This window comes from Rugamonas aquatica, assembly GCF_009380215.1.
GTDB classification, from domain to species: Bacteria; Pseudomonadota; Gammaproteobacteria; order Burkholderiales; family Burkholderiaceae_D; genus Rugamonas; species Rugamonas aquatica_B.
The window spans coordinates 283,828-308,555 of the sequence record NZ_WHUG01000003.1; the positions used below are offsets into that span (position 1 = coordinate 283,828).

At 60.6% G+C, this 24,728-nt stretch carries 25 protein-coding genes; 23 read left to right on the top strand and 2 right to left on the bottom strand.

The features are described 5' to 3' along the window. Positions 1-22: 22 nt before the first annotated feature. The 7 genes from GEV02_RS09345 to GEV02_RS09375 all read left to right on the top strand — a co-directional run bounded on the left by GEV02_RS09345 (position 23) and on the right by GEV02_RS09375 (position 8,690). Entirely contained in the window at positions 23-1,651 is a 1,629-nt protein-coding gene (locus GEV02_RS09345) for a GMC family oxidoreductase (RefSeq protein ID WP_152837753.1), read from the top strand. Between the two features lie 124 nt (positions 1,652-1,775). Next, on the top strand, positions 1,776-2,546 hold the full coding sequence (locus GEV02_RS09350) for an ABC transporter ATP-binding protein (RefSeq protein WP_008443410.1): 771 nt from the start codon (positions 1,776-1,778) through the stop codon (positions 2,544-2,546). Beyond that, positions 2,546-3,253: an ABC transporter ATP-binding protein gene (locus tag GEV02_RS09355; protein ID WP_152837754.1), complete on the top strand. Its 708-nt coding sequence runs from the start codon at positions 2,546-2,548 to the stop codon at positions 3,251-3,253. Before GEV02_RS09350 ends, GEV02_RS09355 begins: the two co-directional genes overlap by 1 nt. A 63-nt stretch (positions 3,254-3,316) precedes the next feature. Next, positions 3,317-4,525 (top strand): ABC transporter substrate-binding protein, encoded by a 1,209-nt coding sequence (locus GEV02_RS09360; protein WP_152837755.1) that lies wholly within the window; start codon positions 3,317-3,319, stop codon positions 4,523-4,525. 101 nt (positions 4,526-4,626) lie between these two features. Beyond that, positions 4,627-5,511, top strand: a complete 885-nt coding sequence (locus GEV02_RS09365; RefSeq protein ID WP_070359486.1) for a branched-chain amino acid ABC transporter permease — start codon at positions 4,627-4,629, stop codon at positions 5,509-5,511. Between the two features lie 10 nt (positions 5,512-5,521). Further along, on the top strand, positions 5,522-6,505 hold the full coding sequence (locus GEV02_RS09370) for a branched-chain amino acid ABC transporter permease (protein WP_152837756.1): 984 nt from the start codon (positions 5,522-5,524) through the stop codon (positions 6,503-6,505). 124 nt (positions 6,506-6,629) lie between these two features. After that, complete coding sequence (locus GEV02_RS09375; protein WP_152837757.1) at positions 6,630-8,690, top strand: 3-hydroxybutyrate oligomer hydrolase family protein; 2,061 nt, start codon at positions 6,630-6,632, stop codon at positions 8,688-8,690. Positions 8,691-8,693: 3 nt separating this feature from the next. Here GEV02_RS09375 and GEV02_RS09380 read toward each other — a convergent pair whose 3' ends face one another. Continuing rightward, entirely contained in the window at positions 8,694-9,860 is a 1,167-nt protein-coding gene (locus tag GEV02_RS09380; RefSeq protein WP_152837758.1) for an iron-containing alcohol dehydrogenase, read from the bottom strand. 143 nt (positions 9,861-10,003) lie between these two features. Here GEV02_RS09380 and GEV02_RS09385 point away from each other — a divergent pair, with 143 nt between their 5' ends. From GEV02_RS09385 to tet, 16 genes are all read left to right on the top strand, one after another. Then, positions 10,004-10,768, top strand: a complete 765-nt coding sequence (locus GEV02_RS09385; RefSeq protein ID WP_152837759.1) for a sulfite exporter TauE/SafE family protein — start codon at positions 10,004-10,006, stop codon at positions 10,766-10,768. A 167-nt stretch (positions 10,769-10,935) separates the two neighbouring features. Beyond that, positions 10,936-12,867, top strand: a complete 1,932-nt coding sequence (mnmG, locus tag GEV02_RS09390) for a tRNA uridine-5-carboxymethylaminomethyl(34) synthesis enzyme MnmG (RefSeq protein ID WP_152837760.1) — start codon at positions 10,936-10,938, stop codon at positions 12,865-12,867. Beyond that, the gene (gene rsmG / locus GEV02_RS09395) at positions 12,864-13,517 is read left to right on the top strand and encodes a 16S rRNA (guanine(527)-N(7))-methyltransferase RsmG (protein ID WP_152837761.1); all 654 of its coding nucleotides are present in this window, start codon (positions 12,864-12,866) and stop codon (positions 13,515-13,517) included. Before mnmG ends, rsmG begins: the two co-directional genes overlap by 4 nt. Before the next feature lie 116 nt (positions 13,518-13,633). Then, positions 13,634-14,404 carry a ParA family protein gene (locus GEV02_RS09400; protein ID WP_152837762.1) on the top strand — a complete coding sequence of 257 codons (771 nt, stop codon included), beginning with the start codon at positions 13,634-13,636 and terminating at the stop codon, positions 14,402-14,404. 9 nt (positions 14,405-14,413) lie between these two features. After that, complete coding sequence (locus GEV02_RS09405; protein WP_008443426.1) at positions 14,414-15,301, top strand: ParB/RepB/Spo0J family partition protein; 888 nt, start codon at positions 14,414-14,416, stop codon at positions 15,299-15,301. A gap of 288 nt (positions 15,302-15,589) precedes the next feature. Then, positions 15,590-15,955: an ATP synthase subunit I gene (locus GEV02_RS09410; protein WP_070268109.1), complete on the top strand. Its 366-nt coding sequence runs from the start codon at positions 15,590-15,592 to the stop codon at positions 15,953-15,955. Positions 15,956-15,976: 21 nt separating this feature from the next. Beyond that, positions 15,977-16,777 carry a F0F1 ATP synthase subunit A gene (gene atpB / locus GEV02_RS09415; RefSeq protein WP_008443430.1) on the top strand — a complete coding sequence of 267 codons (801 nt, stop codon included), beginning with the start codon at positions 15,977-15,979 and terminating at the stop codon, positions 16,775-16,777. 61 nt (positions 16,778-16,838) lie between these two features. Beyond that, a complete protein-coding gene (gene atpE, locus GEV02_RS09420) occupies positions 16,839-17,114 on the top strand; it encodes a F0F1 ATP synthase subunit C (RefSeq protein WP_008443432.1) in 276 nt (91 codons plus the stop codon). Positions 17,115-17,156: 42 nt separating this feature from the next. Then, positions 17,157-17,627, top strand: a complete 471-nt coding sequence (locus tag GEV02_RS09425) for a F0F1 ATP synthase subunit B (protein ID WP_008443434.1) — start codon at positions 17,157-17,159, stop codon at positions 17,625-17,627. A gap of 2 nt (positions 17,628-17,629) precedes the next feature. Further along, positions 17,630-18,175 carry a F0F1 ATP synthase subunit delta gene (locus tag GEV02_RS09430; protein ID WP_008443436.1) on the top strand — a complete coding sequence of 182 codons (546 nt, stop codon included), beginning with the start codon at positions 17,630-17,632 and terminating at the stop codon, positions 18,173-18,175. Positions 18,176-18,237: 62 nt separating this feature from the next. Then, positions 18,238-19,779 carry a F0F1 ATP synthase subunit alpha gene (gene atpA / locus GEV02_RS09435; RefSeq protein ID WP_152807972.1) on the top strand — a complete coding sequence of 514 codons (1,542 nt, stop codon included), beginning with the start codon at positions 18,238-18,240 and terminating at the stop codon, positions 19,777-19,779. A 52-nt stretch (positions 19,780-19,831) separates the two neighbouring features. Continuing rightward, complete coding sequence (gene atpG, locus GEV02_RS09440) at positions 19,832-20,707, top strand: F0F1 ATP synthase subunit gamma (protein WP_008443438.1); 876 nt, start codon at positions 19,832-19,834, stop codon at positions 20,705-20,707. A gap of 30 nt (positions 20,708-20,737) precedes the next feature. Further along, positions 20,738-22,138, top strand: a complete 1,401-nt coding sequence (atpD, locus tag GEV02_RS09445) for a F0F1 ATP synthase subunit beta (protein ID WP_152807971.1) — start codon at positions 20,738-20,740, stop codon at positions 22,136-22,138. A 60-nt stretch (positions 22,139-22,198) separates the two neighbouring features. Continuing rightward, positions 22,199-22,621, top strand: coding sequence for a F0F1 ATP synthase subunit epsilon (locus GEV02_RS09450; RefSeq protein ID WP_008443442.1), 423 nt, complete (start codon positions 22,199-22,201; stop codon positions 22,619-22,621). Between the two features lie 59 nt (positions 22,622-22,680). Further along, positions 22,681-23,073, top strand: coding sequence for a hypothetical protein (locus GEV02_RS09455; protein ID WP_152837763.1), 393 nt, complete (start codon positions 22,681-22,683; stop codon positions 23,071-23,073). An 81-nt stretch (positions 23,074-23,154) separates the two neighbouring features. Further along, positions 23,155-24,336 (top strand): Tet(A)/Tet(B)/Tet(C) family tetracycline efflux MFS transporter, encoded by a 1,182-nt coding sequence (gene tet / locus GEV02_RS09460; protein ID WP_152837764.1) that lies wholly within the window; start codon positions 23,155-23,157, stop codon positions 24,334-24,336. Positions 24,337-24,457: 121 nt separating this feature from the next. Here the strand turns inward: tet and GEV02_RS09465 are convergent, their stop codons facing one another. Next, complete coding sequence (locus GEV02_RS09465) at positions 24,458-24,676, bottom strand: DUF433 domain-containing protein (protein WP_152837765.1); 219 nt, start codon at positions 24,674-24,676, stop codon at positions 24,458-24,460. Positions 24,677-24,728 lie beyond the last annotated feature (52 nt).

The window sequence follows — 24,728 nt, forward strand, 5'->3', positions numbered from 1 at the left end:
ACCGCTCTTGGAGGAGAAGTTTTTGGAATCAGCAGGCAGTTACGATTACATCATTATTGGAGCGGGCTCGGCGGGCTGCGTATTGGCAAACCGGCTCAGCGCAAACAAGAACGCGAATGTTCTGCTGATCGAGGCGGGCGGTAGAGACGATTATGTGTGGATACATATTCCCGTCGGCTATCTGCATTGCATCGACAATCCGCGCACCGACTGGATGTACCGCACCGAAGCCGATGCCGGCCTGGGCGGACGCAGTCTGCTGTACCCGCGCGGCAAGGTGCTGGGCGGCAGTTCCTCCATCAACGGCATGATCTACATGCGCGGCCAGGCCGGCGACTACGACCGCTGGGCCGAGCTGACCGGCGACGACAGCTGGCGCTGGTCGTCGGTGCTGCCGCTGTTCAAAAAGAGCGAGGATTATCACGGCGGCGCTTCCGAACTGCACGGCGCCGGCGGTGCGTGGCGCGTGGAAAAACAGCGTTTGTCGTGGAAGATACTGGACGCGTTCCGCGATGCGGCGGAGCAGGTCGGCATCCAGAAGGTCGACGATTTCAATCGCGGCGACAACGCCGGCTGCGGCTATTTCGAAGTCAATCAAAAGCGCGGCATCCGTTGGAACACGGCGAAGGCGTTTTTGAAACCGGTGTCGATGCGGCCCAACCTGACCATCATGACCGGCTGCCACGTGGAACGTTTGCAGATCGAAATGAGCGATCGCGGACCCGTGTGCAAGGGCGTGATTTTCACCGGCGGCGGCACACAGTTCAGCGCGACGGCCGAGAAAGAAACCCTGCTGGCGGCTGGCGCCGTTGGTTCTCCACAGATTTTGCAATGCTCGGGCATAGGCTCGGCCGAGCGCTTGCATCAGCACGGCATCGAGCCGCTGGCGGACTTGCCCGGCGTCGGCGAAAACCTGCAGGATCATCTGCAGTTGCGCATGATTTACAAGCTCGGCGGTGGCGCCCGTACGCTCAATACGATGGCGTCCAGCTGGTACGGCAAGATGAAAATCGGCCTGCAATATGCGCTGTTCCAGAGCGGGCCGATGTCGATGGCGCCGTCGCAGCTGGGCGCTTTTGCCCGTTCCGATGCAGGGCAGGCGACGCCGAATCTGCAATATCACGTGCAGCCCTTGTCGCTGGAAAAGTTCGGCGAGCCTTTGCACGCTTTCCCCGCGTTCACCGCCAGCGTGTGCAATCTGCGGCCGACCTCGCGCGGCCACGTGCGTATCGCCAGCGCCGATTCCTACGCGCCGCCGAAGATTTCGCCGATGTATTTGAGCACGCCGGAAGACCGCAAGGTCGCCGCCGATGCGCTGACGCTGACGCGCAAGATCGTCGCCGCGCCGGCGTTGCAGCGCTACGCACCGGAAGAGTACAAGCCTGGCGTCCACTATCGCACCGAGGAGGAATTGGCGGTGGCCGCGGGCGCGATCGGCACCACGATTTTCCATCCGGTCGGTACCTGCAAGATGGGCCGCGCCGACGATCCGACCGCCGTGGTCGACAGCGCGCTGCGTGTAATTGGGATACAAGGACTGCGTGTAGTTGACGCGTCCGTCATGCCTTTCATCACGTCCGGCAATACCAATTCGCCCACCATCATGATCGCTGAGAAAGCTTCAGAACTGATCCGTTCAGAGTGGAAATGAAACCTCGTGTTCGCTAGGTCCAGATCAAAAGTCGACCGTAGTTATACTGTATTGTTAGCCAATTTGTTACTGTGTATGATCTAAAAAAAATTTAGTAGTTTGAAAAGAATAACAAGGAGACAGGATGTCCGGCGTTATCTTGGAAACAAAGCATTTGACCAAGGAATTCAAGGGTTTTACCGCGGTCAATGATGTGAATTTAAAAGTTCAGCGCGGCCACATCCACGCGCTGATCGGTCCCAATGGCGCGGGTAAAACCACGTGCTTCAACCTGCTCACCAAGTTCCTGGTGCCCACCTCGGGCCAGATACTTTTCAACGGCAAAGACATCACCGCCGCCAAGCCGGCGCAGATCGCCCGCATGGGCGTGATCCGTTCGTTCCAGATTTCCGCAGTCTTCCCGCACCTGACGGTGCTGCAGAATGTCCGCATCGGCCTGCAGCGCCAGCTCGGCACCAGCTTCAATTTCTGGCAGAGCGAACGATCGCTGGACAAGTTGAACGAGCGCGCCATGCAGCTGCTGGCCGAGGTCGATCTGACCGAATTCGCCGACACCGTCACCGTCGATATGCCTTATGGCCGCAAGCGCGCTTTGGAAATCGCCACCACGCTGGCGATGGAACCGGAGCTGATGCTGCTGGACGAACCGACCCAGGGCATGGGCCACGAAGACGTGCACCGCGTGACGGAATTGATTAAGAAAGTTTCAGCCGGCCGCACCATCCTGATGGTCGAACACAATATGAAAGTGGTGTCCGGCATTTGCGACAAGATCTCCGTGTTGCAGCGCGGTGCGATGCTGGCCGAAGGCACGTACGCAGAAGTTTCAAGCAATCCTCAAGTGATGGAAGCCTACATGGGTACCGAAGCCGCAGTGCTGGAAGGAGCCCACTGATGGCGGCCGCTCTAGAAATCTCCAACCTGCAGACCTGGTATGGTGAATCGCATATTTTGCACGACGTGAACCTGACGGTGCAGCCCGGCGAAGTGGTCACGCTGCTGGGCCGCAACGGCGCCGGCCGCACCACCACGCTGCGCGCGATCATGGGCCTGACCGGCGCCCGCAAGGGTTCCATCAAGGTCAACGGCGTGGAAGCGATCGGCTTGCCGACGCATAAAATCGCCCACCTCGGCATAGGCTATTGCCCGGAAGAGCGCGGCATTTTCTCGTCGCTGTCGACCGAGGAAAACCTGATGCTGCCGCCGCAGCTGTCGACCGGCGAGAAGGGCATGTCGGTCGAGGAAATCTACGCCATGTTCCCCAACCTGGACGAGCGCAAGCACAGCCAGGGCACGCGGCTGTCCGGCGGCGAGCAGCAGATGCTGGCGGTGGCGCGCATCCTGCGCACCGGCGCGCGGCTGCTGCTGCTCGATGAAATCTCCGAAGGCCTGGCGCCGGTCATCGTGCAGGGTCTGGCGCGCATGATTACCACGCTGAAATCGAAGGGCTACACCATCGTCATGGTGGAACAGAATTTCCGGTTTGCCGCGCCGCTGGCGGACCGGTTTTATGTGATGGAACACGGTCAGATCGTCGAGACCTTTGTTGCATCGGAATTGAGCGCCAAGATGCCGGTCCTGACCGAGCTTCTGGGTGTCTGAAGTTTGCAAGGCAAGTGTAAAAAAATAAGCAATAACACTATTTCTTGAACCAACGGAGACAAAATGAAACTTAAAGCCATCACCATCGCAGCCACCGCCGTGTGCGCACTCGGCCTGTCCTTTGCTGCCCAAGCCCAGGTTTCAGGCGACACCATCAAGATCGGCCTGATCACCGACATGTCCGGCCTGTACACGGACATCGACGGCGCCGGTGGTGCCGAGGCCATCAAGATGGCGATTGCCGATGCGGGCGTGGTTATCGCCGGCAAAAAGGTCGAGTTCATCTCCGCCGACCACCAGAACAAGGCCGACATCGCCGCCTCCAAGGCGCGCGAATGGTTCGACCAGCAGGGCGTCGACATGCTTATCGGCGGCACCAACTCGGGCGCCAACTTGGCCATGGCCAAGGTCGCGGCCGAGAAGAAAAAAGTCTTCATCTCGATCGGCGCCGGCTCCGCCCGCCTGACCAACGAGGAATGCACGCCGTACACGGTGCACTACGCCTACGACACCATCGCGCTGGCGCGCGGCACCGGCGGCGCCATCGTCAAGCAGGGCGGCAAGAGCTGGTACTTCATGACCGCCGACTACGCCTTCGGCCAGTCGCTGGAAAAAGATACGGCGGAAGTGGTGAAGGCCAACGGCGGCAAGGTGCTGGGCGCGGTCAAGCATCCGCTGTCGGCGTCGGACTTCTCGTCCTTCCTGTTGCAGGCGCAATCGTCGGGCGCGCAGATCCTCGGCCTGGCCAACGCCGGCGGCGACGCGATCAACTCGATCAAGGCCGCCAACGAATTCGGCATCACCAAGAAAATGAAGCTGGCCGGCCTGCTGATCTTCATCAACGACGTGCACTCGCTGGGCCTGAATATGACCCAGGGCATGTACCTGACCGACGGCTGGTACTGGGACGCCAACGCCGAGACCCGCGCCTGGTCGAAACGCTACTTCGAGAAGATGAAGAAGGAACCGTCGATGCTGCAGGCGGCCGACTACTCGGCGGCGGCCAATTACCTGAAGGCGGTCAAGGCTGTCGGCAGCGACGACACCGACAAGGTCATGGCCTACCTGAAAGCCAACAAGATCAACGACATGTTCGCCAAGAACGGCGTGATCCGTCCGGACGGCCGCATGGTCCACGATATGTACCTGATGGAAGTGAAGAAGCCGTCGGAATCGAAATATCCATGGGATTACTACAAGATCGTCGCCACCATTCCTGGCGACCAGGCCTACGCCACCAAGGCGGAGACCAAGTGCTCCCTGTGGAAATAAGCTGAGTTGTACACAGGCCGTGTGCGGTTGCACCTTGCGCACGGCCTTTTTCTGGTGTCGCGCCGCACCGTCCGGGACGGCGATCTTTATATTGTGATCTCATGGAAATATTCGGCTACCCCTTGCCCATGATTATGAGCCAGCTGATGCTGGGCCTAGTCAACGGCTCCTTCTATGCCATGCTGTCGCTCGGCCTGGCCGTGATCTTCGGCTTGCTGAACGTGATTAACTTCTCGCACGGCGCGCTCTACATGATGGGTGCGTTTGTCGCGTGGATGGGCATGGCCTACCTCGGCCTGAACTACTGGGTGATGCTGGTACTGGCGCCGCTGATCGTCGGCGTGTTCGGCATCATCATTGAAAAAACCATGCTGCGCTGGCTCTACAAGCTGGACCATTTGTATGGCCTGCTGCTGACCTTCGGCATCACGCTGCTGGTCGAAGGCGTGTTCCGCTCGTTCTACGGCGTGTCCGGCCAGCCGTTCCAGGTGCCTGAGGCGCTGGCGGGGGCGACCGACCTCGGCTTCATGGTGCTGCCGAACTACCGCGCCTGGGTAGTGGTGGCGTCGCTGGCGGTGTGCTTGTCGACCTGGTTCGTCATCGAGAAGACCAAACTGGGCGCCTACCTGCGCGCCGGCACCGAGAATCCCAAGCTGGTCGAAGCCTTCGGCATCAACGTGCCGCTGATGGTCACGCTGACCTATGGCTTCGGCGTCGCTTTGGCGGGCTTTGCAGGGGTGCTGGCGGCCCCGGTGATCCAGGTGCAGCCACTGATGGGTCAGAACCTGATTATCGTCGTATTCGCCGTTGTAGTGATCGGTGGCATGGGTTCGATCATGGGTTCCATCCTGACCGGCCTCGGCCTGGGCGTGATCGAGGGCCTGACCAAGGTGTTCTACCCCGAGTTTTCGTCGACGGTGGTGTTCCTGGTGATGGTCATCGTGTTGCTGATCCGTCCAGCCGGCTTGTTCGGCAAAGAAAAATAAGAGGCCGCAGATGAACAAAAACATAGGTTATATCGTCGCTTTCGCCATCGCGCTGGCGGCGCCGTTTGTCGGCTATCCGATCTTCCTGGCCAAGCTGCTGTGCTTTGCGCTGTTCGCCAGCGCCTTCAACCTGCTGATCGGTTTCACCGGCCTGCTGTCGTTCGGCCACGCGGCCTTCTTCGGCGCCGCCGGCTACGTGGCCGGCAACGCGATGAAGGTGTGGGGCTGGCCGGTCGAGCTGGGCATGCTGGCCGGCGTCGCGGCCGGCGCCCTGATCGGCCTGGTGATGGGTGCGCTGGCGATCCGCCGCCAGGGCATCTACTTCTCGATGATTACGCTGGCGCTGGCGCAGATGGTGTACTTCGGCGCGCTGCGCGCCGGCGAGTTCACCGGCGGCGAGGACGGCCTGCAAGGCGTTCCACGTGGAAAACTGCTGGGCCTGGTCGACCTGAGCAACGACACCGCGCTGTACTTCTTCGTGCTGGGCGTGGCCGTGCTGGCCTTCATGCTGATCGTGCGCACCGTGCATTCGCCGTTCGGCCAGGTGCTGAAGGCGATCAAGGAAAACGAGCCGCGCGCGATTTCGCTGGGCTACGATGTGGACAAGTACAAGCTGCTAGCCTTCGTGCTGTCGGCCGCGCTGGCCGGTCTGGCGGGCGCGTCCAACATGCTGGTGCAGGGCTTCGAGACGCTGACCGACGTGCACTGGAGCATGTCGGGCCTGGTGATCCTGATGACCCTGGTCGGCGGCATGGGCACGTTTGCCGGCCCGATGCTGGGCGCCATCCTCGTCATCGCGCTGGAGAACAAGCTGGGCGACTTCGGCATCTTCATGGTCGCGCACACCGGCGTCGAATGGTTCAACACCATCGGCGAGGCGGTCAATATGGTGATCGGCTTTATCTTCATCGTTTGCGTGCTGCTGTTCCGGCGCGGCATCGTCGGCGAGATCATCGCCAAGTTCGCGTTCAGCAGCGGCAAAAAGACAGCTTGATGTAGCGCACACGCCGGACGTTCTGTCCGGCGTTTTTATTTCACCGGTAGTACATTTCGTCTGGCCGCCGGCCGGAGTGGGAGTAGTCCGTCCGTAACTTTTATCGACATAGAGGATGACATACATGCATATCAAGAAAATCTCGCTGGCGCTGGCCGGCATTGCGCTGACCGCCTGCGGTGCCAACGAGCACGACGCGACGGAAGATTTGAACGTGTTGCCGACGTATCTGGGCACCATCAGCAGCAAGAGCTACGACGGCGTCACCGACGACCTGCTGACCGCCGGCCTGGGCGCTACCGGCCTGGCCGCCGTCGCCGCGCCGTCTTACACCGATCCCACCAATCCTACCGCCGCCGAGCTGCGCCGCAACGCGATCTACGCCAACTACCGCGCCGTGCTCGACATCGCCACCAACAGCGGCTACGGCACGCTGTACGGCCCGAATGTGGACGCCAAGGGCGTGGCCGGGTCAGGGCAGGGCATGATAGGCGGCACCGAGTACATCGCCTACTCGGATGACGGCAGCGGCAACCAGAACGTCACCTTGATGGTGCAGATCCCGACCGGTTTCGACATCAACAATCCCTGCATCGTCACCGGCACGTCGAGCGGTTCGCGCGGTATCTATGGCGCCATCGGCAGCGCCGGCGAATGGGGTTTGAAGAACAACTGCGCCGTGGCCTACGCCGACAAGGGTAGCGGCACCGGCCTCTACACCTTCGACGACGACAGCGTGAACCTGCAGAATGGCGTGCGCGCCACCCGCACCGCGGCCGCGAAGAACGCCATGTTCGCGCCGGCGCTGAGCGATGCCGACCGCGCCGCCTTCGCCGCCGGGTCACCCGGCCGCATCGCCTTCAAGCACGCCCACTCGCAGCAGAACCCGGAAAAGGACTGGGGCAAGTTCACCCTGCAGTCGCTGGAATTCGCCTTCTACGTGCTCAACGAAAAGTACGGCGTGCTGGCCAAGGATAACAAAAGCCACATCGTGCGCCTGACGCCGAAGAACACGGTGACGATCGCCTCCAGCATTTCCAACGGCGCCGGCTCGGCCCTGCTGGCTGCGGAGCAGGACACCAAGGGCCTGATCGGCGGCGTGGCGGCCACCGAGCCGCAGGTGCAGCCCAAGGCCGCCACCGGCTACACGGTGCGCCAGGGCGGCGTCAACGTGACGGGGCAGGGCAAGGCGCTGTTCGACTACTCGACCTATGCGGCGCTGTACCAGCCCTGCATCGCTTCGACCGCCGCCGCACCGGGACGCTGCACCGCGCTGGCCGCCAAAGGCCTGTTGACCGGCACCGACCTGCCGTCGCAGCAGGCCGACGCCAAGGCCCGCCTGAAAGCCTACGGCTGGCTGCTCGATTCCGACATCCTGCAAGCGGCCCACGCCGGCACCAACATCCTGGTGGCGGTGACGTACGCCAACGCCTACGGCAAGTTCTCCGTGACCGACAAGGTGTGCGGATTCTCGTTTGCCCCGACCGACGCCACCGGCGCGCCGCTGGCCTTCACGGCCGCACAGAAAGCCAGCAGCTTCGCCACGCAGAACGGCATCGTCGGCAGCGTGGTCTACGAGGATTCGGTGGGTGGCGCCAGGGCGTATAACTTCGGCGTGTCGCCGAGCAGCAGCCTGGCGGACCAGTCGCTGGACGGCTTCCTGTGCCTGCGTTCGCTGGCGACCGGCGTCGATCCGGTGACGGGCGGCGCCTTGAGCGCGACGCTGGCGGCGCAGAGCGCGCGCGTGAAAGCGGGCATGGTGGAAGTGGCGGCGACCGGCAATCTGCGCGGCAAGCCGGCCATCATCGTGCAAGGGCGCAGCGATACGCTGATCCCGGTGAACTTTGCCTCGCGCTCGTATGTGGGCTTGAACGCGTCGGTGGAAGGGGCGGCCAGCAAGCTGCGCTACATCGAGGTGACCAACGCCAACCACTTCGATTCCTTCACCAACGCCCTGCCGGCCAACATCGTGCCGCTGCACGTCTACCTGTTCCGCGCGCTCGATGCGATGCTGGCCAATCTGCGCAACTCGTCGGCGGCGCTGCCGGCGTCACAGGTGGTGCGGACGGTGCCGCGTATCGACAACACCTCGTTGATCACCGTCGCCAACGTGCCGCCGATCTCGGCCACGCCGGGCGCCAACGCCATCTCGGTCAGCGGCGCCACGGTCGATGTGCCGAACTAAGGTCTACAACGCCGCCGCGTAGATCGCCCTCGCATCGTCGCGCGTGACGGTGCGGGGGTTATTCCCCAACAAACGGGTCTGGAGCATGGCGTCATCCGCCAGCCGGTCCAGATCCGTTTCCCGTATGCCCACCTGCTGCAAGGTCCGCTCTATCCCCGTGATGATGGCTATTTGTTGCATCGCAACAACCAGCGCCTCCGCCCTCGCCTCGGCGCTGCCGCTGGCCAGCGGCACGACGATCTCCGCCAGCTCGGCATACAGCGGCGCCGCCTCCGGCGCATTGAAGCGCAGCACATGGGGCAAGACCAGCGAGTTCGACAAGCCATGCGGCACGTGGAAAATGCCGCCTATCGGGTAAGCCAGCGCATGCACGGCCGCCACCGGCGCATTGGAAAACGCCTGCCCCGCCAGCATCGCGCCGAGCAGCATGGCTTGCCGCGCCGCCAGGTCGCGGCCGTTTTCGCAGGCGCGTATCACGTTGGCGGACAGCAGACTCAGCGCCTTGCGCGCAAAGATATCGGACAGCGGATTCTTTTTGTGGCGGCTGGTGTAGGCCTCGATGGCGTGCACCATCGCGTCGATGCCGGTGGCGGCCGTCACCATGGGCGGCAGGCCGATGGTCAGTTCGGCGTCCAGCAATGCCAGATCGGCATAGAGTTGCGGCGCGACCACGCCCATTTTTGTGGTAGCGCCAGTGGTGACGATGGCGACGTTGGTCACTTCAGAACCGGTGCCGGCGGTGGTCGGAATCTGCACCAGCGGCAGCCGCCCGCCCTTCACATTGCCGATGCCGTAGATCGCGGACAGCGGCTGGTCGCTGCCGGCCAGCACGGCGATCAGCTTGGCGACGTCCATCGAACTGCCGCCGCCCAGGCCGATGACGATGTCAGTACGGTGCGTGCGGGCGGCGTCCACGGCATCCAGCACCACCTGTTCCGGCGGGTCCGCCACCACCTGCGAGTAGACCTCGACCGCCAGTCCGGCGGCGCGCAGGCTGGCGGCCGGAGCATCGACCAGGCCGGTTTTCAGGAAGCCGGGATCGGTGACGAGCAGGGCGCGCCTGGCCGCCGGGAAGCGCTGGGCGATATGGTCACCGAGCCGGCCGGCCGCACCCAGCTCGGAAACGATGTGGGCGACGGTGCTGAAAGCAAACGCAGGGAAGTCATGCATGGCGATTCCAGGTGGTGGATTTCACGTGAAGCTTACCTCATGCGGCAGGCTTGCGCATGCGCCTATCTATGCAGGATGCGCATCAGCCGCATTGAATTTCTTCCGTACAATGTAGCCTTTGCATGTGGAAGGATGGCAGGGCGATGGTCGATTATCTGGTGTTGGGAGTGGCGGCGTTCGGCGCGGGACTGGTGGACGCGGTAGTTGGGGGCGGGGGACTGATACAGTTGCCGGCGATGTTCTCGGTGTTTCCCAACATGGCCCCGGCCACGCTGATCGGCACCAACAAGCTGGCCAGCATCTTCGGCACCGGCGTGGCGGCGGTCAGCTATGCGCGCCGGGTCGCCATTGCCTGGTCGGTCGCCACACCGGCCGCGCTGGCCGCCCTGGTCTTTGCCTTCCTCGGCGCCTACACCGTCACCAAGGTCTCGGCCGAATTCATGCGTTTGCTGTTGCCGGTGGTACTGGTGGCGGTGGCCGTCTACACCTTCGCCAAGAAAGACTTCGGCAGCGTGCACGCCCCCATCCACTCCGGCGCCAAAGAGCAGACGCTGGCGCTGGTGATCGGCGCCGGCATTGGTTTCTACGACGGGTTCTTCGGCCCGGGCACCGGCAGCTTCCTGGTGTTCCTGTTCGTACGCATCTTCGGCTTCGACTTCCTCGGCGCCTCGGCGGTGGCCAAGGTCGTCAACGTCGCCTGCAACTTTGCCGCGCTGATCTGGTTCGGCTACAGCGGCCACCTGATCTGGCAACTGGGCGCGACGATGGCCGTGTGCCAGATCGCCGGTTCGCTGATCGGCTCGCGCATGGCGATGAAGCACGGCAGCGGATTCGTCCGCAAACTATTCCTGGTCGTGGTGACGATACTGATCATAAAAACTGGCTACGATGCATGGTTGCGTTGGTGACACTGTTTCACGTGGAACAAAAAGAGGGCTCTTATTGGGAACGATAAGGGCCCTTTTTCAATGTTTCACGTGGAACAATTTGGGGATATTTTTTTGCTTAAAAAAGTCGCAGCAGCAAAAAGACTCTATAATCTGACCTTGATCCCTTCGCTTTAACCAATTCCAACATGCTATTTCCTACAAATTTCGACGTCATCGTTGTCGGCGGTGGTCACGCCGGTACCGAGGCTGCCCTCGCTTCCGCCCGCATGGGACAGAAGACTTTGCTGCTCACTCACAACATTGAGACGCTGGGCCAGATGTCGTGCAACCCATCCATCGGCGGTATCGGCAAAGGCCATCTGGTCAAGGAAGTCGACGCCATGGGCGGCGCCATGGCCATCGCCACCGATGAGTCGGGCATCCAGTTCCGCATCCTGAACTCGTCCAAAGGCCCTGCCGTGCGCGCCACCCGCGCCCAGGCCGACCGCATCCTGTACAAGCAAGCCATCCGCTCGCGCTTGGAAAACCAGCCGAATCTGTGGCTGTTCCAGCAGGCCGTCGACGACCTGATGGTGGAGGGCGACCGCGTGGTCGGCGCCGTCACCCAGATCGGCCTGAAGTTCCTGGCGCCGGCAGTCGTGCTGACCGCCGGCACTTTCCTCGATGGTAAGATCCACGTCGGTTTGCAAAACTACTCGGCCGGCCGCGCCGGCGATCCGCCTGCCATCTCGCTGTCGGCCCGCCTGAAGGAACTGAAGCTGCCGCAAGGCCGCCTGAAGACCGGCACGCCGCCGCGCATCGATGGCCGCAGCATCGATTTCTCGCTGATGACCGAGCAGCCTGGCGACCTCGATCCGGTGCCGGTGTTCTCGGTGATGGGCAATGCCTCCATGCATCCTGAGCAAATGCCGTGCTGGGTCACGCACACCAACAGCCAGACCCACGACATCATCCGCGCCGGCCTGGACCGCAGCCCGATGTACACCGGCGTCATCGAAGGCGTCGGCCCGCGCTATTGCCCGTCGATCGAAGACAAGATCCACCGCTTCTCGGCCAAGGAATCGCACCAGATTTTCCTGGAACCGGAAGGCCTGACGACCAACGAATTCTATCCAAACGGCATCTCCACCAGCCTGCCGTTCGACGTGCAGATCAACCTGGTGCGCTCGATGAAGGGCATGGAAAACGCCCACATCCTGCGTCCCGGCTACGCCATCGAATACGATTATTTCGACCCGCGCGGCCTCAAGGCTTCGCTGGAAACCAAGGCCATCAACGGCCTGTACTTCGCCGGCCAGATCAACGGCACCACCGGTTACGAAGAGGCTGCGGCGCAAGGCATGCTGGCCGGTATCAACGCCGCGCTGCAAACCCAGGGCCGCGAGTCTTGGACGCCGGCCCGTTCCGAAGCCTACCTGGGCGTGATGGTCGACGACCTGGTCACGCAAGGCGTGATGGAACCGTACCGCATGTTCACCAGCCGCGCCGAGTATCGCCTGAGCCTGCGCGAAGACAATGCCGACATGCGCCTGACCGAAATCGGCCGCAAGCTGGGCGTGGTCGGCGATGCGCAGTGGGAGGCCTTCGAAACCAAACGCGAATCCGTGGCGCGCGAACTGGAGCGTCTGCGCTCCACGTGGGTCAATCCACGCATCCTGGAAGCGGCCGAATCCGAGCGCGTTATCGGCCAGGCGATCGAGCGCGAGTACTCGCTGGCCAACCTGCTGGCCCGTCCCGGCGTCGAGTACGACAAGCTGATGAGCCTGTCCGGCATCGATGGCCGCGACCTCGCCGGCCCCGGCGTGGCCGATGGCGCGGTGCGCGAACAGGTGGAAATCCAGCTCAAATATTCGGGCTATATCGACCGCCAGACCAAGGAAGTCGAGCGCCACGAGCACTACGAAAACCTGAAGTTGCCGGAAGGTTTCAGCTATCTGGACATCACCGCGCTGTCGGTGGAAGTGCGCCAGAAGCTGCACGCGCAGCGTCCGGAAACGCTGGGCCAGGCATCGCGCATTTCCGGCGTGACCCCGGCGGCGATCTCGCTGTTGCTGGTGCACCTGAAGAAGGCCGGTTTCGGCGGTTTTTTGAATCAAAAAGATGAGGCTGTTCAATGAAGGTGTTTGACCGTGCAGTACTAGCGGATGTTTTAAAACAAGGCATCACCAGTCTGAAGCTGGACCTGAACGAGGCCCAGGTGGAAAAACTGCTGGACTACCTGGCGCTGCTGAACAAGTGGAACTCGGTGTACAACCTTACCTCGGTGCGCGATCCGATGCAGATGGTCACCTTGCATGTGCTCGATTCGCTGGCGGCGGTGCCTGCCTTCGCCGGCGCGCAGAACGTGCTGGACGTGGGAGCAGGGGGCGGACTGCCGGGCATGGTGCTGGCGATCAGCCGCCCGGACATGAAAGTGTCGATGATCGACACGGTGCACAAGAAGACCGCCTTCCTCAACCAGGTGAAGGCGGAGCTGGAACTGGTCAACGTGACGGTGTACACCAAGCGCGTGGAGCAGCTGGAAGTGAAGACCAAGTTCGACGTCATCACCTCGCGGGCCTTCGCAGACCTGTCCGATTTCGTCAACTGGTCGGGGCACCTGCTGCAAGAGGGCGGGCGATTCATAGCCCTGAAAGGAACGGCGCCGGCAGAGGAGCGCGAGCGACTGCCAGAGCCATGGAAAGTGCAGAAACTGGAACCTTTAGAAGTGCCGGGGCTGGACGCGGAGCGCCACCTGGTATTCATCCAGGCCGAAACGAGTAAATGATTTATACGATATTAATCGTTTATAAGGTTTATACCGTTTATTCTGTATAAACAGTATAAATCGTTTATATCGTTTTAATAGTATAAATAATTAAGAAGTACAACACAAAGAAATACATGGCGAAAATTTTTTGCGTAGCGAATCAAAAGGGTGGCGTAGGGAAAACCACCACGACGGTAAACCTGGCCGCCGGATTGGCAAAGCTGGGCCAGCGGGTATTGCTGGTCGACCTGGACCCGCAGGGCAACGCCACGATGGGCGCGGGCATCAACAAGGCAGGGCTGCCTGCGTCGACCTATGAGGTGATGCTGGGCGAATCCGACGTGGCCACTGCGCGCCAGCGTTCGGAGCCGGGCCAGTTCGACGTGCTGCCTTCCAACCGCGAGCTGGCCGGCGCCGAGGTCGAGATGGTCGCGCTGGACAACCGCGAGCGTCGCCTGAAGGATGCGCTGGCCCTGGTCGACAAGGAGTACGACTTCATCCTGATCGACTGCCCGCCGGCGCTGTCGATGCTGACGCTGAACGGCCTGTGCGCCGCGCACGGCGTCATCATCCCCATGCAGTGCGAGTACTACGCATTGGAAGGTCTGTCCGACCTGGTCAACACCATCAAGAAGGTGCACGCCAACCTGAACCCGGACTTGAAGATCATCGGCCTGCTGCGCGTGATGTTCGATCCGCGCATGACGCTGTCGCAGCAAGTGTCGGCCCAGCTGGAGCAGCACTTCGGCGACAAGGTCTTCAAAACCATCATCCCCCGCAACGTGCGACTGGCCGAAGCGCCGTCCTACGGCTTGCCGGGCGTTACCTTCGATCCATCCTCCAAGGGTGCGCAGGCGTATATCGCCTTCGGCGCCGAGATGGTCAAGCGCATCAAGAAAATGTAAGGCAATCACATGGCAACCAAAAAACTCAAAGGCCTGGGTCGCGGCCTGGAAGCGCTGCTCGGCGGCGACGGCGACATCACCACCCCGGACGCCAACACGCCGTCCGAACTGCCGGTCACGCAAATGCAGGCCGGCAAGTACCAGCCGCGTACCCGCATGGACGAGGGGGGCCTGCAGGAACTGGCCGCATCGATCAAGACCCAGGGCATCATGCAGCCCATCCTGGTGCGTCCGGTCGGCACGGATAAACTGACCGGCGCGATCAAGTACGAGATCATCGCCGGCGAGCGCCGTTTCCGCGCGGCGCAGTTGGCCGGCCTGGAAGTGCTGCCGGTGCTGGTGCGCGATGTCGACGACCAGGCCGCCGCCGCGATGGCGCTGATCGAGAACATGCAGCGCGAGGATTTGAATCCGCTGGAAGAGGCGCAGGGCATCCATCGCCTGATCACCGATTTCAGTTTCACGCACGAGCAGGCGGCCACGGCTGTCGGCCGTTCGCGCAGCGCGGTGTCCAACTTGCTGCGTTTGATGAACCTGGCCAATCCGGTGCAGACCATGCTGATGGCCGGCGATATCGACATGGGCCACGCCCGCGCGCTGTTGTCGGTCGATGCGGCCACGCAGATCAACCTGGCGAACATGGTTGTCGCCAAACGGTTATCGGTGCGTGAAACTGAAAAGTTGGTGGCAAAAACGCTGGAAGATCAAAAAGCCTCGCCGACCGAAGCGCGCCAGAAGGAAAAGTCCGGCGACATCGTGCGTCTGGAAGAAGAGCTGTCGGACAAGCTGGCCACGCCGGTGGTGTTCAAGATGGGCACCAAGGGACGCGGCCAGATGATCATCGACTTCGCCGACCTCGACATCCTCGACGGCGTGCTGGCCCGCCTGCGCGCCTAACCCTGGGGTCAAGTCTGACATTTGGACACGAGCTCTGCCGTAATGTCATATACGCCAGAGTCCGTGTCCGAATGTCAGACTTGACCCCCGATGTTGCAGTGGAGCTAACAAAAAACGAAAACGCTTAACTGGTTCCAACTTGGTGCAACCGGCTTGGAAATGTTTATAAAAGCGTCTCTTTCGTGCACCAATTGCTCTGCTGCGGTGCAGCAATGTTTGACGTGATACAGTAAAGACACATATAATCCCGTGTCTTTGGGTTTTATCGGCTTTTTGGGAGCTCGCCAGATGAATGATTCGACGAGTATTTCCAAGCCGGTGTATAAAGTCGTCGCCCTCCAGTTAGCCATCGCAACTGGATTCGCCTTGCTCGCCTGGAACTTGGGTGGAGTACTCAAAGCTTGGTCGGCCGCCTATGGCGGAGCAATCGCAGTCATCGGGAGTCTGATGTACGCGATGATTGTTGCGGGCGGAACAAATGACGCCAAAAAAGCTTTCCGGTCGCATGTGCGCGCCGAAGTAGTGAAAATATTTATCACGGTAGTGCTGTTTGTTTTGGCACTGGCGCTGTTTCAGTCGGCCTCTTGGTTATGGCTGATCTTGGGTTTCGCGGTGGCAACCTTAGCTTATTGGTTTTCACTGCTCGCAATTTAATCACCAAAATCTAATACTTTTATGACCACAGAAAACGCTGTAGGGGCACACGAAGCGCCCACCTCCATTGAGTATATTCAGCATCACCTGTCGCACCTGAAGACTGCCGACGGCGCATTCAACCTGGACACGTTCTGGGTTTCTGCCGTTCTGGGCATGATTTTCCTCGGTGTGTTCTACATGGCGTCGCGCCGCGCGACCGCCGGTGTACCGGGCAAGCTGCAAAACTTTGTCGAAGCCGTCATGGAGCTGGTCAACGAAGTCGTCAATTCCGCATTCCACGCCAAGAGCAAGGTTATCGCGCCGCTGGCCATCACGATCTTCTGCTGGGTTTGGCTGATGAACGCGATGGACTTCCTGCCGGTCGATCTGCTGCCTAAGCTGCTTGGCTACGTTGGCGTTCACAAGCTGCGCGTCGTGCCGACCGCGGACGTCAATCACACTTTTGGCATGTCGTTCGGCGTCATGCTGTGCATTATTGGTTTCTCGATCAAAGCCAAAGGTCTCGGCGGCTGGGGTAAAGAGTTGCTGACCGCGCCATTCCACGCCCACGGCTTCATGGCCGTCGTGCTGGCCCCGGTCAACTTCATCTTCCAGATGATCGAGTTGCTGGCTAAGCCACTGTCGCTGTCGCTGCGACTCTTCGGCAATATGTACGCCGGTGAGCTGCTGTTCATTCTGATCGCTCTGCTGCCATGGTGGGCGCAGTGGCTGCTGGGTGGTCCTTGGGTTATCTTCCACATTCTGGTGGTGACCCTGCAAGCGTTTGTGTTTATGGCGTTGACTGTCGTGTACCTGAGCCTCGCGGTTGAGAAGCACTAAGCAACTTAGTTTTAACTTTTTTAGTATCTGTAGTCTTTTTTAAAATCTTAGGAGAAATTCAATGCAAGCTCTGATCGCACAAGTACAAAGCATGACCGTTCTGGCCGCAGCAATCATCATCGGTCTGGCCGCTATCGGCACCGCACTCGGTTTCGCAATTCTGGGCGGCAAATTCCTGGAAGCTTCGGCTCGTCAACCAGAACTGATGCCACAACTGCAAACCAAACTGTTCGTTATCGCTGGTCTGCTGGATGCGATCTCGATGATCGGCGTCGGCGTTGCTCTGCTGTACACCTTCAGCAACCCATTCCTGGCAGCAGTTCTGGCAGCACATTAATTCGCTCCCTTCTAGGAGAAACTTTTAGTTAGGAGCAAAGGTATGGACATCAATATGTCTCTCATCGGTCAGATGATCACCTTCGCGGTGTTGGTCTGGGTTTCGATGAAGTTCGTATTTCCTTCGCTGAATGCAGCGTTGGATGAGCGTGCCAAGCGTATCGCTGACGGTCTGGCTGCGGCCGACCAAGGCCAGCAAGCGATGGTAGTTGCTGAGAAGCGCGCCAGCGAAGCGCTGGCCGGTGCACGCGAAGAAGCTTCGCAACGCGTTGCCGACGCTGAAAAGCGCGCGCAACTGGTGGCGGAAGAAATCAAAGCACATGCACAAGCTGAAGCCGACCGCATCATTGCGCAAGCTAAAGCCGACGCCGATCAGCAACTGGCCAAGGCGCGCGAAGCGCTGCGCGCTCAGGTGGCTGACCTGGCTGTGAAGGGCGCCGAGCAAATCCTCAAGCGCGAAGTCAACGCTTCGGCTCACGCCGATCTGTTGTCGCGCCTGTCTGTCGAGCTGTAATCATGGCAGAAAACGCAACCGTCGCCCGTCCCTACGCGGAAGCTTTGTTCCGCGTAGCCCAAGCAGGTAAGGAATCGTTCAACCTCGCGGCGTGGTCCGAACTGGTGGCCGAACTGGCCCAGATCGGTGCCCACCCCGAGGTGCAAGCATTCGCCCGCAACCCGAAAGCTTCGGCTAGCGATGTGAGCGCCGCCATTACGGCACTGGTGAAGTCGCCGTTGAACACGGAAGCGAAAAACTTCCTGGCGATGCTGGTCGAAAACGGCCGCATCAGTCTGCTGCCGGAAATCGGCGCGCAATTCCAGGCGTTGAAAAACGCCCAGGAAGGTGCGGCAGACGCCGACATCACCAGCGCATTCGACCTGAGCTCGGCTCAAGTGAGCGAGCTGGTCGCCACGCTGGAAAAGAAATTCAGCCGCAAGCTGAACCCGGTTGTCACCGTGGATCCAGCGTTGATCGGTGGCGTGCGCGTGGTCGTTGGCGATGAAGTGCTGGACACTTCGGTCCGCGCCAAGCTGCAGCAAATGCGTGTCGCACTGGTCGCATAAGCGTCGCTTAGAACAGATTCTTCATCTCGCGCAAGCTGAGAGAAACACTTTTAGGAGTTAGTATGCAACTCAACCCATCTGAAATCAGCGAGCTGATCAAGAGCCGTATCGAAGGCCTTGATGGCGGCGCTGAAGTACGCAACCAAGGCACGGTTATCTCCGTCGCCGACGGTATCGTCCGCATCCACGGCCTGTCCGAAGTGATGCAGGGCGAAATGCTGGAATTCCCTGGTAACACCTTTGGCCTGGCAATGAATCTGGAGCGCGACTCCGTCGGCGCCGTGATTCTGGGTGCTTACGAGCACATCTCCGAAGGCGACACGGTCAAGTGCACCGGCCGCATTCTGGAAGTGCCAGTCGGTCCTGAACTGCGTGGCCGTGTGGTCAACGCCCTGGGCCAGCCTATCGACGGCAAAGGCGCCATCGACGCCAAGCTGACCTCGCCAATCGAAAAGATCGCTCCAGGCGTTATCGCCCGTGAGTCCGTCTCGCAGCCTATGCAGACCGGTCTGAAATCGATCGACGCGATGGTACCAATTGGCCGTGGCCAGCGCGAGCTGATCATTGGCGACCGTCAAACCGGTAAGTCCGCCGTAGCGGTTGATGCGATCATCAACCAAAAAGGCCAGGGCATGACCTGCATCTACGTGGCTATCGGTCAGAAAGCCTCGACGATCAAGAACATCGTGCGTTCGCTGGAACAGCACGGCGCGCTGGAGTACACCATTGTTGTCGCCGCATCGGCCGCCGAATCGGCAGCGATGCAGTACATCTCGGCTTACTCGGGTTGCACCATGGGCGAGTACTTCCGCGACCGCGGCGAAGACGCGCTGATCGTGTACGATGACCTGTCCAAGCAAGCTGTAGCTTACCGTCAGATCTCCCTGCTGCTGCGCCGCCCACCAGGCCGCGAAGCCTACCCAGGCGACGTGTTCTACCTGCACTCCCGTCTGCTGGAACGCGCAGCACGCGTCAACGCCGACTACGTCGAAGCCTTCACCGGCGGCGCAGTCAAAGGCAAGACCGGCTCGCTGACCGCACTGCCGATCATTGAAACCCAGGCTGGCGACGTTTCGGCCTTCGTGCCAACCAACGTGATTTCGATTACCGACGGCCAGATCTTCCTGGAAACCTCGCTGTTCAACTCGGGCATCCGTCCTGCGATTAACGCGGGTATCTCGGTATCGCGCGTTGGTGGCGCCGCTCAGACCAAGGTCATCAAAAACCTGTCCGGCGGTATCCGTACCGACTTGGCGCAGTACCGTGAACTGGCTGCGTTCGCGCAGTTCGCTTCCGACCTGGACGAATCGACCCGCAAGCAGCTGGACCGCGGTGCACGCGTGACCGAACTGCTGAAGCAGGCTCAGTACTCGCCACTGTCGATCTCCCTGATGGCTGCCTCGCTGTTCGCAGTGAACAAGGGCTACCTGGATGATGTGCCAGTCAAGAAAGTACTGCCATTCGAAGCCGGTCTGCATGCATACCTGAAGACCAAGCAAGCTGCGCTGCTGGCCAAGATTGAAGAAACCAAGCAACTGGACAAAGACGGCGAAGCAACGCTGTCGGCCGCCATTGCGGACTTCAAGAAATCCGGCGCATTTTAAGCGACACGGCGGTCCCTCGGGACCGCCTTCAGCGCAGAAGGAGTAAGGACTCATGGCAGTAGGCAAAGAGATACGTGGCAAGATCAAGAGCGTAGAGAATACGAAGAAGATCACCAAGGCGATGGAAATGGTCGCCGCATCGAAAATGCGCAAAGCGCAGGATCGCATGCGCGCCGCCCGTCCCTACAGTGAAAAGATTCGCAATATCGCCGCCAATCTGGCTACCGCAAATCCGGAATACACCCACCCGTTCCTGGCTGAAGAGCAACAGGACACGGCGAAGGCAGTTGGCTTCGTGATCGTCACCACCGACAAAGGTCTGTGCGGCGGCATGAACACCAACATCCTGCGCATGGTGACGGCGAAAACCCGTGAGCTGGAAACAGCCGGCAACAAGATTGCCGCGGTAGCTATCGGTAACAAAGGTTTGGGGTTTTTGAATCGCGTAGGCATTCCTGTCGTTGCGCAAGTAACGCAGATCGGCGACACGCCGCACCTGGAAAAACTGATCGGACCTGTCAAGGTCATGCTCGAAAAGTTCCAGAACGGTGAAGTCGACGCAGTCTACCTGTGCTACACCAAGTTCATCAACACGATGAAGCAAGAGCCGGTCGTGGAGCAGTTGCTGCCACTGCCAGCCGCGAAGACGCAGGCCGACGCGGGTAATCACAACTGGGATTACATCTACGAGCCGGACGCTGCGACCGTGATTGACGAACTGCTGGAGCGCTATGTAGAAGCGCTGGTGTACCAGTCGGTGGCGGAAAACCTGGCGTCCGAGCAATCGGCGCGTATGGTGGCGATGAAGTCGGCAAGCGACAACGCCGGCAGTGTGATCGGCGAATTGAAGCTGATCTACAACAAGACCCGCCAAGCTGCGATTACCAAAGAACTCTCCGAAATCGTTGCCGGTGCGGCTGCGGTTTAAACGAATTTAACTATATTTGAAGGAACGAACATGGCTGATGGCAAAATCGTTCAGTGTATCGGCGCTGTGGTGGACGTAGAGTTTCCACGCAACGCGATGCCTAAGGTATTTGATGCCTTGAAAATGGAAGGCTCCGAGCTGACCCTGGAAGTACAACAACAGCTGGGCGACGGCGTAGTCCGTACCATTGCTCTGGGTTCGTCCGACGGCCTGCGCCGCGGCATGATGATCCAGAACACCGGCAAGCCGATCATGGTGCCAGTGGGTAAAGCTACCCTGGGTCGCATCATGGACGTGCTGGGCAACCCGATCGACGAATGCGGCCCGGTCGCTCACGACCAGATCGCTTCGATCCACCGCACTCCTCCTGCCTACGACGAACTGTCGCCATCGCAGGATCTGCTGGAAACCGGCATCAAGGTGATCGACCTGGTGTGCCCGTTCGCCAAAGGCGGTAAAGTCGGTCTGTTCGGCGGTGCAGGTGTGGGCAAGACCGTGAACATGATGGAACTGATCAACAACATCGCTAAAGCGCACTCGGGTCTGTCCGTGTTCGCCGGTGTTGGTGAGCGTACCCGCGAAGGTAACGACTTCTACCACGAAATGGCTGACGCTAAAGTAGTTGACCTGGAAAACCCGGCCAACTCGAAAGTAGCGATGGTTTACGGTCAGATGAATGAACCACCTGGTAACCGTCTGCGCGTCGCGCTGACCGGTCTGACCATCGCGGAATCGTTCCGTGACGAAGGCAAAGACGTTCTGTTCTTCGTGGATAACATCTACCGCTTCACGCTGGCCGGTACCGAAGTATCCGCACTGCTGGGCCGTATGCCTTCCGCAGTGGGTTACCAGCCTACCCTGGCCGAAGAAATGGGCCGTCTGCAAGAGCGCATCACCTCGACCAAGACCGGTTCGATCACCTCGATCCAAGCCGTGTATGTTCCAGCGGATGACTTGACCGACCCATCGCCAGCGACCACCTTCGGTCACCTGGATTCGACCGTCGTTCTGTCGCGTGACATCGCCTCGCTGGGTATCTACCCTGCGGTGGACCCACTGGATTCGACCTCGCGTCAGCTGGATCCGCTGGTCGTCGGCCAAGAGCACTACGACACCGCGCGCGCTGTTCAGGGCACCCTGCAGCGCTACAAAGAACTGCGTGACATTATCGCGATTCTGGGTATGGACGAACTGGCGCCGGAAGACAAACTGCTGGTGGCCCGCGCACGTAAGATGCAGCGTTTCCTGTCGCAGCCGTTCCACGTTGCTGAAGTGTTTACCGGTTCGCCAGGTAAATACGTTTCGCTGAAAGACACGATCAAGGGCTTCAAAATGATCGCTTCCGGCGAACTCGATCACCTGCCAGAACAAGCGTTCTACATGGTCGGCACGATCGACGAAGCTATCGAAAAAGCCAAGAAGCTCAACTAATCGTTGAGTTTCGATCGCGGCCCTGTGCAAACGGGGCCGCATCACACCGACAGGACACACATGGCAAACACTATTCACGTTGACGTGGTTTCCGCCGAGGAGTTGATCTACTCGGGCGAAGCCGAATTCGTCGCGTTGCCGGGCGAGCAGGGCGAGCTGGGGATCTACCCCAAGCACACGCCGCTGATCACCCGCATCCGTCCGGGCGCGGTGCGCATCCAGGTACCAGGTCAAGCCGAGGAAGAATTTGTCTTCGTCGCGGGCGGCCTGCTGGAAGTGCAGCCGGGCGCCGTGACGGTGCTGGCGGATACCGCGATTCGCGGCAAGGATCTGGACGAAGCCAAAGCGGCAGCGGCCAAGAAACGTGCCGAAGAAGCGCTGGCGAACAACACCTCCGGTATCGACTACGCGAAAGCGCAAGCCGAACTGGCAGCGGCCATCGGCCAGCTGGCGGCGATCGCCAAACTGCGCGCGAAGCACTAAGCAACGCACAGCATCACAGCAAAAAGGCAGCTTCGGCTGCCTTTTTTATTGGCGGAAGCATGAAAACAGCAACCGTCGTCGCATGGTATGTCAAAGCCGAGATCGTCTGCGTGGCGGCGGTGACGCTGCTCGTCGGTTATCTCGGGTGGCTGATGTTTTCGTCGCCGTTTTCCCACGCGGACTTCGACCGGCGCGCCTGGGCTCTCATCAGCCCCGCCACCGACAACAGCTGCGCGCGCGGCGCGATGGTCGACAGCCTGTTGAAAAAACACGTCCAGATCGGCATGGACAAGAGCCAACTGGTCGCGCTGCTCGGCAAGCCGGATTATGACCGTGGCGGCGCAGCCTCTTATGAGCTAGGCTATTGCCAGACCTTCGTCGATCCGGATACCCTGGATTTTTACTTCGACAGCCAAGGCGTTCTCACCAGGCACGCGATTACCAATCACTAAGACTGGCAGTTTGTGACAGTGGGCACAGCAGAGAAAGATTGATCGCTTTACAATCGGCGGCTACTTCATGAAGAGCGCCAGATGAACCGAGCACTGCTGACCATCCTTTCCACCGTAGTCCTGAGCGCCGTCGGCATCGGGCTGACGATGCCCATCATTCCGCAATTGATGCGCGACGTCGGCCATACGGCCGAACTGGGCTGGCGCTTCGGCGCCTTCACCGGGCTGTATGCGCTGATGCAGTTCATCTTCTCGCCGGTGCTCGGCGTGCTGAGCGACCGCATCGGCCGCCGGCCGGTGCTGCTGCTGTCGCTGGCGGGCGCGGTGGTCGATTATCTGTTCATGGCGATGGCGCCGTCGCTGACCTTGCTGTTCGTCGGCCGCGCGATTGCCGGCATCAGCGGCGCCAGCATCGCCGTCACCTCCGCCTACATCGCCGACGTCACGCCCGAAGACCAGCGCTCGCGCCGCTACGGCCAGCTGGGCGCCTGCTTCGGCATCGGCTTCATCATCGGGCCGGTGATCGGAGGCCTGCTGGGCGCGTGGTGGGTGAGGGCGCCGTTCCTTGCTGCCGCGGCGATGAACGCCGTCAACCTGATCCTGACCTTGCTGCTGGTGCGCGAATCGCATACCGAACGTTCGGCCTCCGCATCGGACATGTCGTTCAATCCGCTGGCCAACTTGCGCTGGGCGGCCGGCTTCAAGTCGCTGCTGCCGCTGATCTTCGCCTCGGGCATGCTGGTGTTGATCGGCGAGATAGGCGGCACGGTCTGGGTGCTGTACAGCGAAGACAAGTTCGCGTGGGATACGCTGACCATCGGCATTTCGCTGGCGGGCTTCGGCGCGTTTCACGCCTTGGCGCAGGCGTTCGTGGTCGGCCCGATTTCCGAGCGCTGGGGCGAGCGCCGCGCGCTGATGGTGGGCGTCACGGCCGATACCTGTGCGTATGTGTTGATCGCGCTGGCCAACCAGGGCTGGATGTTGTTCGCGTTGATGCCCTTGTTCTGCATAGGCGGCATCGGCGCGCCGGCCTTGCAGGCGATCATGTCCGGCAGCGTGGGGCCGGACCAGCAAGGCAAGCTGCAGGGCGTGCTGGCCAGCGCCGCCAGCCTGGCAACAGTGATCGGCCCGGTGGCGATCAGCACGATCTACTTCATGTCGCGCGGCAGCTTCCCCGGCCTGGTGTGGCTGATCGGCGCCGGCCTGTACGTGCTGTGCCTGCCGCTGTTGCTGCGCAAGCCTGCCGCCGCGTCGTTGTCGTAGCTGCTAGAGCGTAGCTAGCGCCAGTAATTTGCCATTTTGTGTACCCGCCCAGCCGCATTGCACAACCGTTCTCACGCTATGACCTGTCAGGTCGGCGGCAAGGGGACCAGGCATAGACTCATCAAACAAGATACGCATGGTCGTCTGCTAACTTTCCAGCGATTTCCAGCGCCGCAATCGCTGCGTCTCTGGAAACGGATGGATAGTGATCGATGAAGGTTGCTATCGATTCTCCTGCTTTCAAATAATCAAACATGAACGACAACGGCACGCGGGTGCCCACGAACACCGTGGCACCGCTATAAATCTCCGGATCACGATGGATAACTTGCTGGTTCATATGTCCTCCTGCGCTGCAGATCGACTATACCTAAAGCCAGTATAGTCGATCT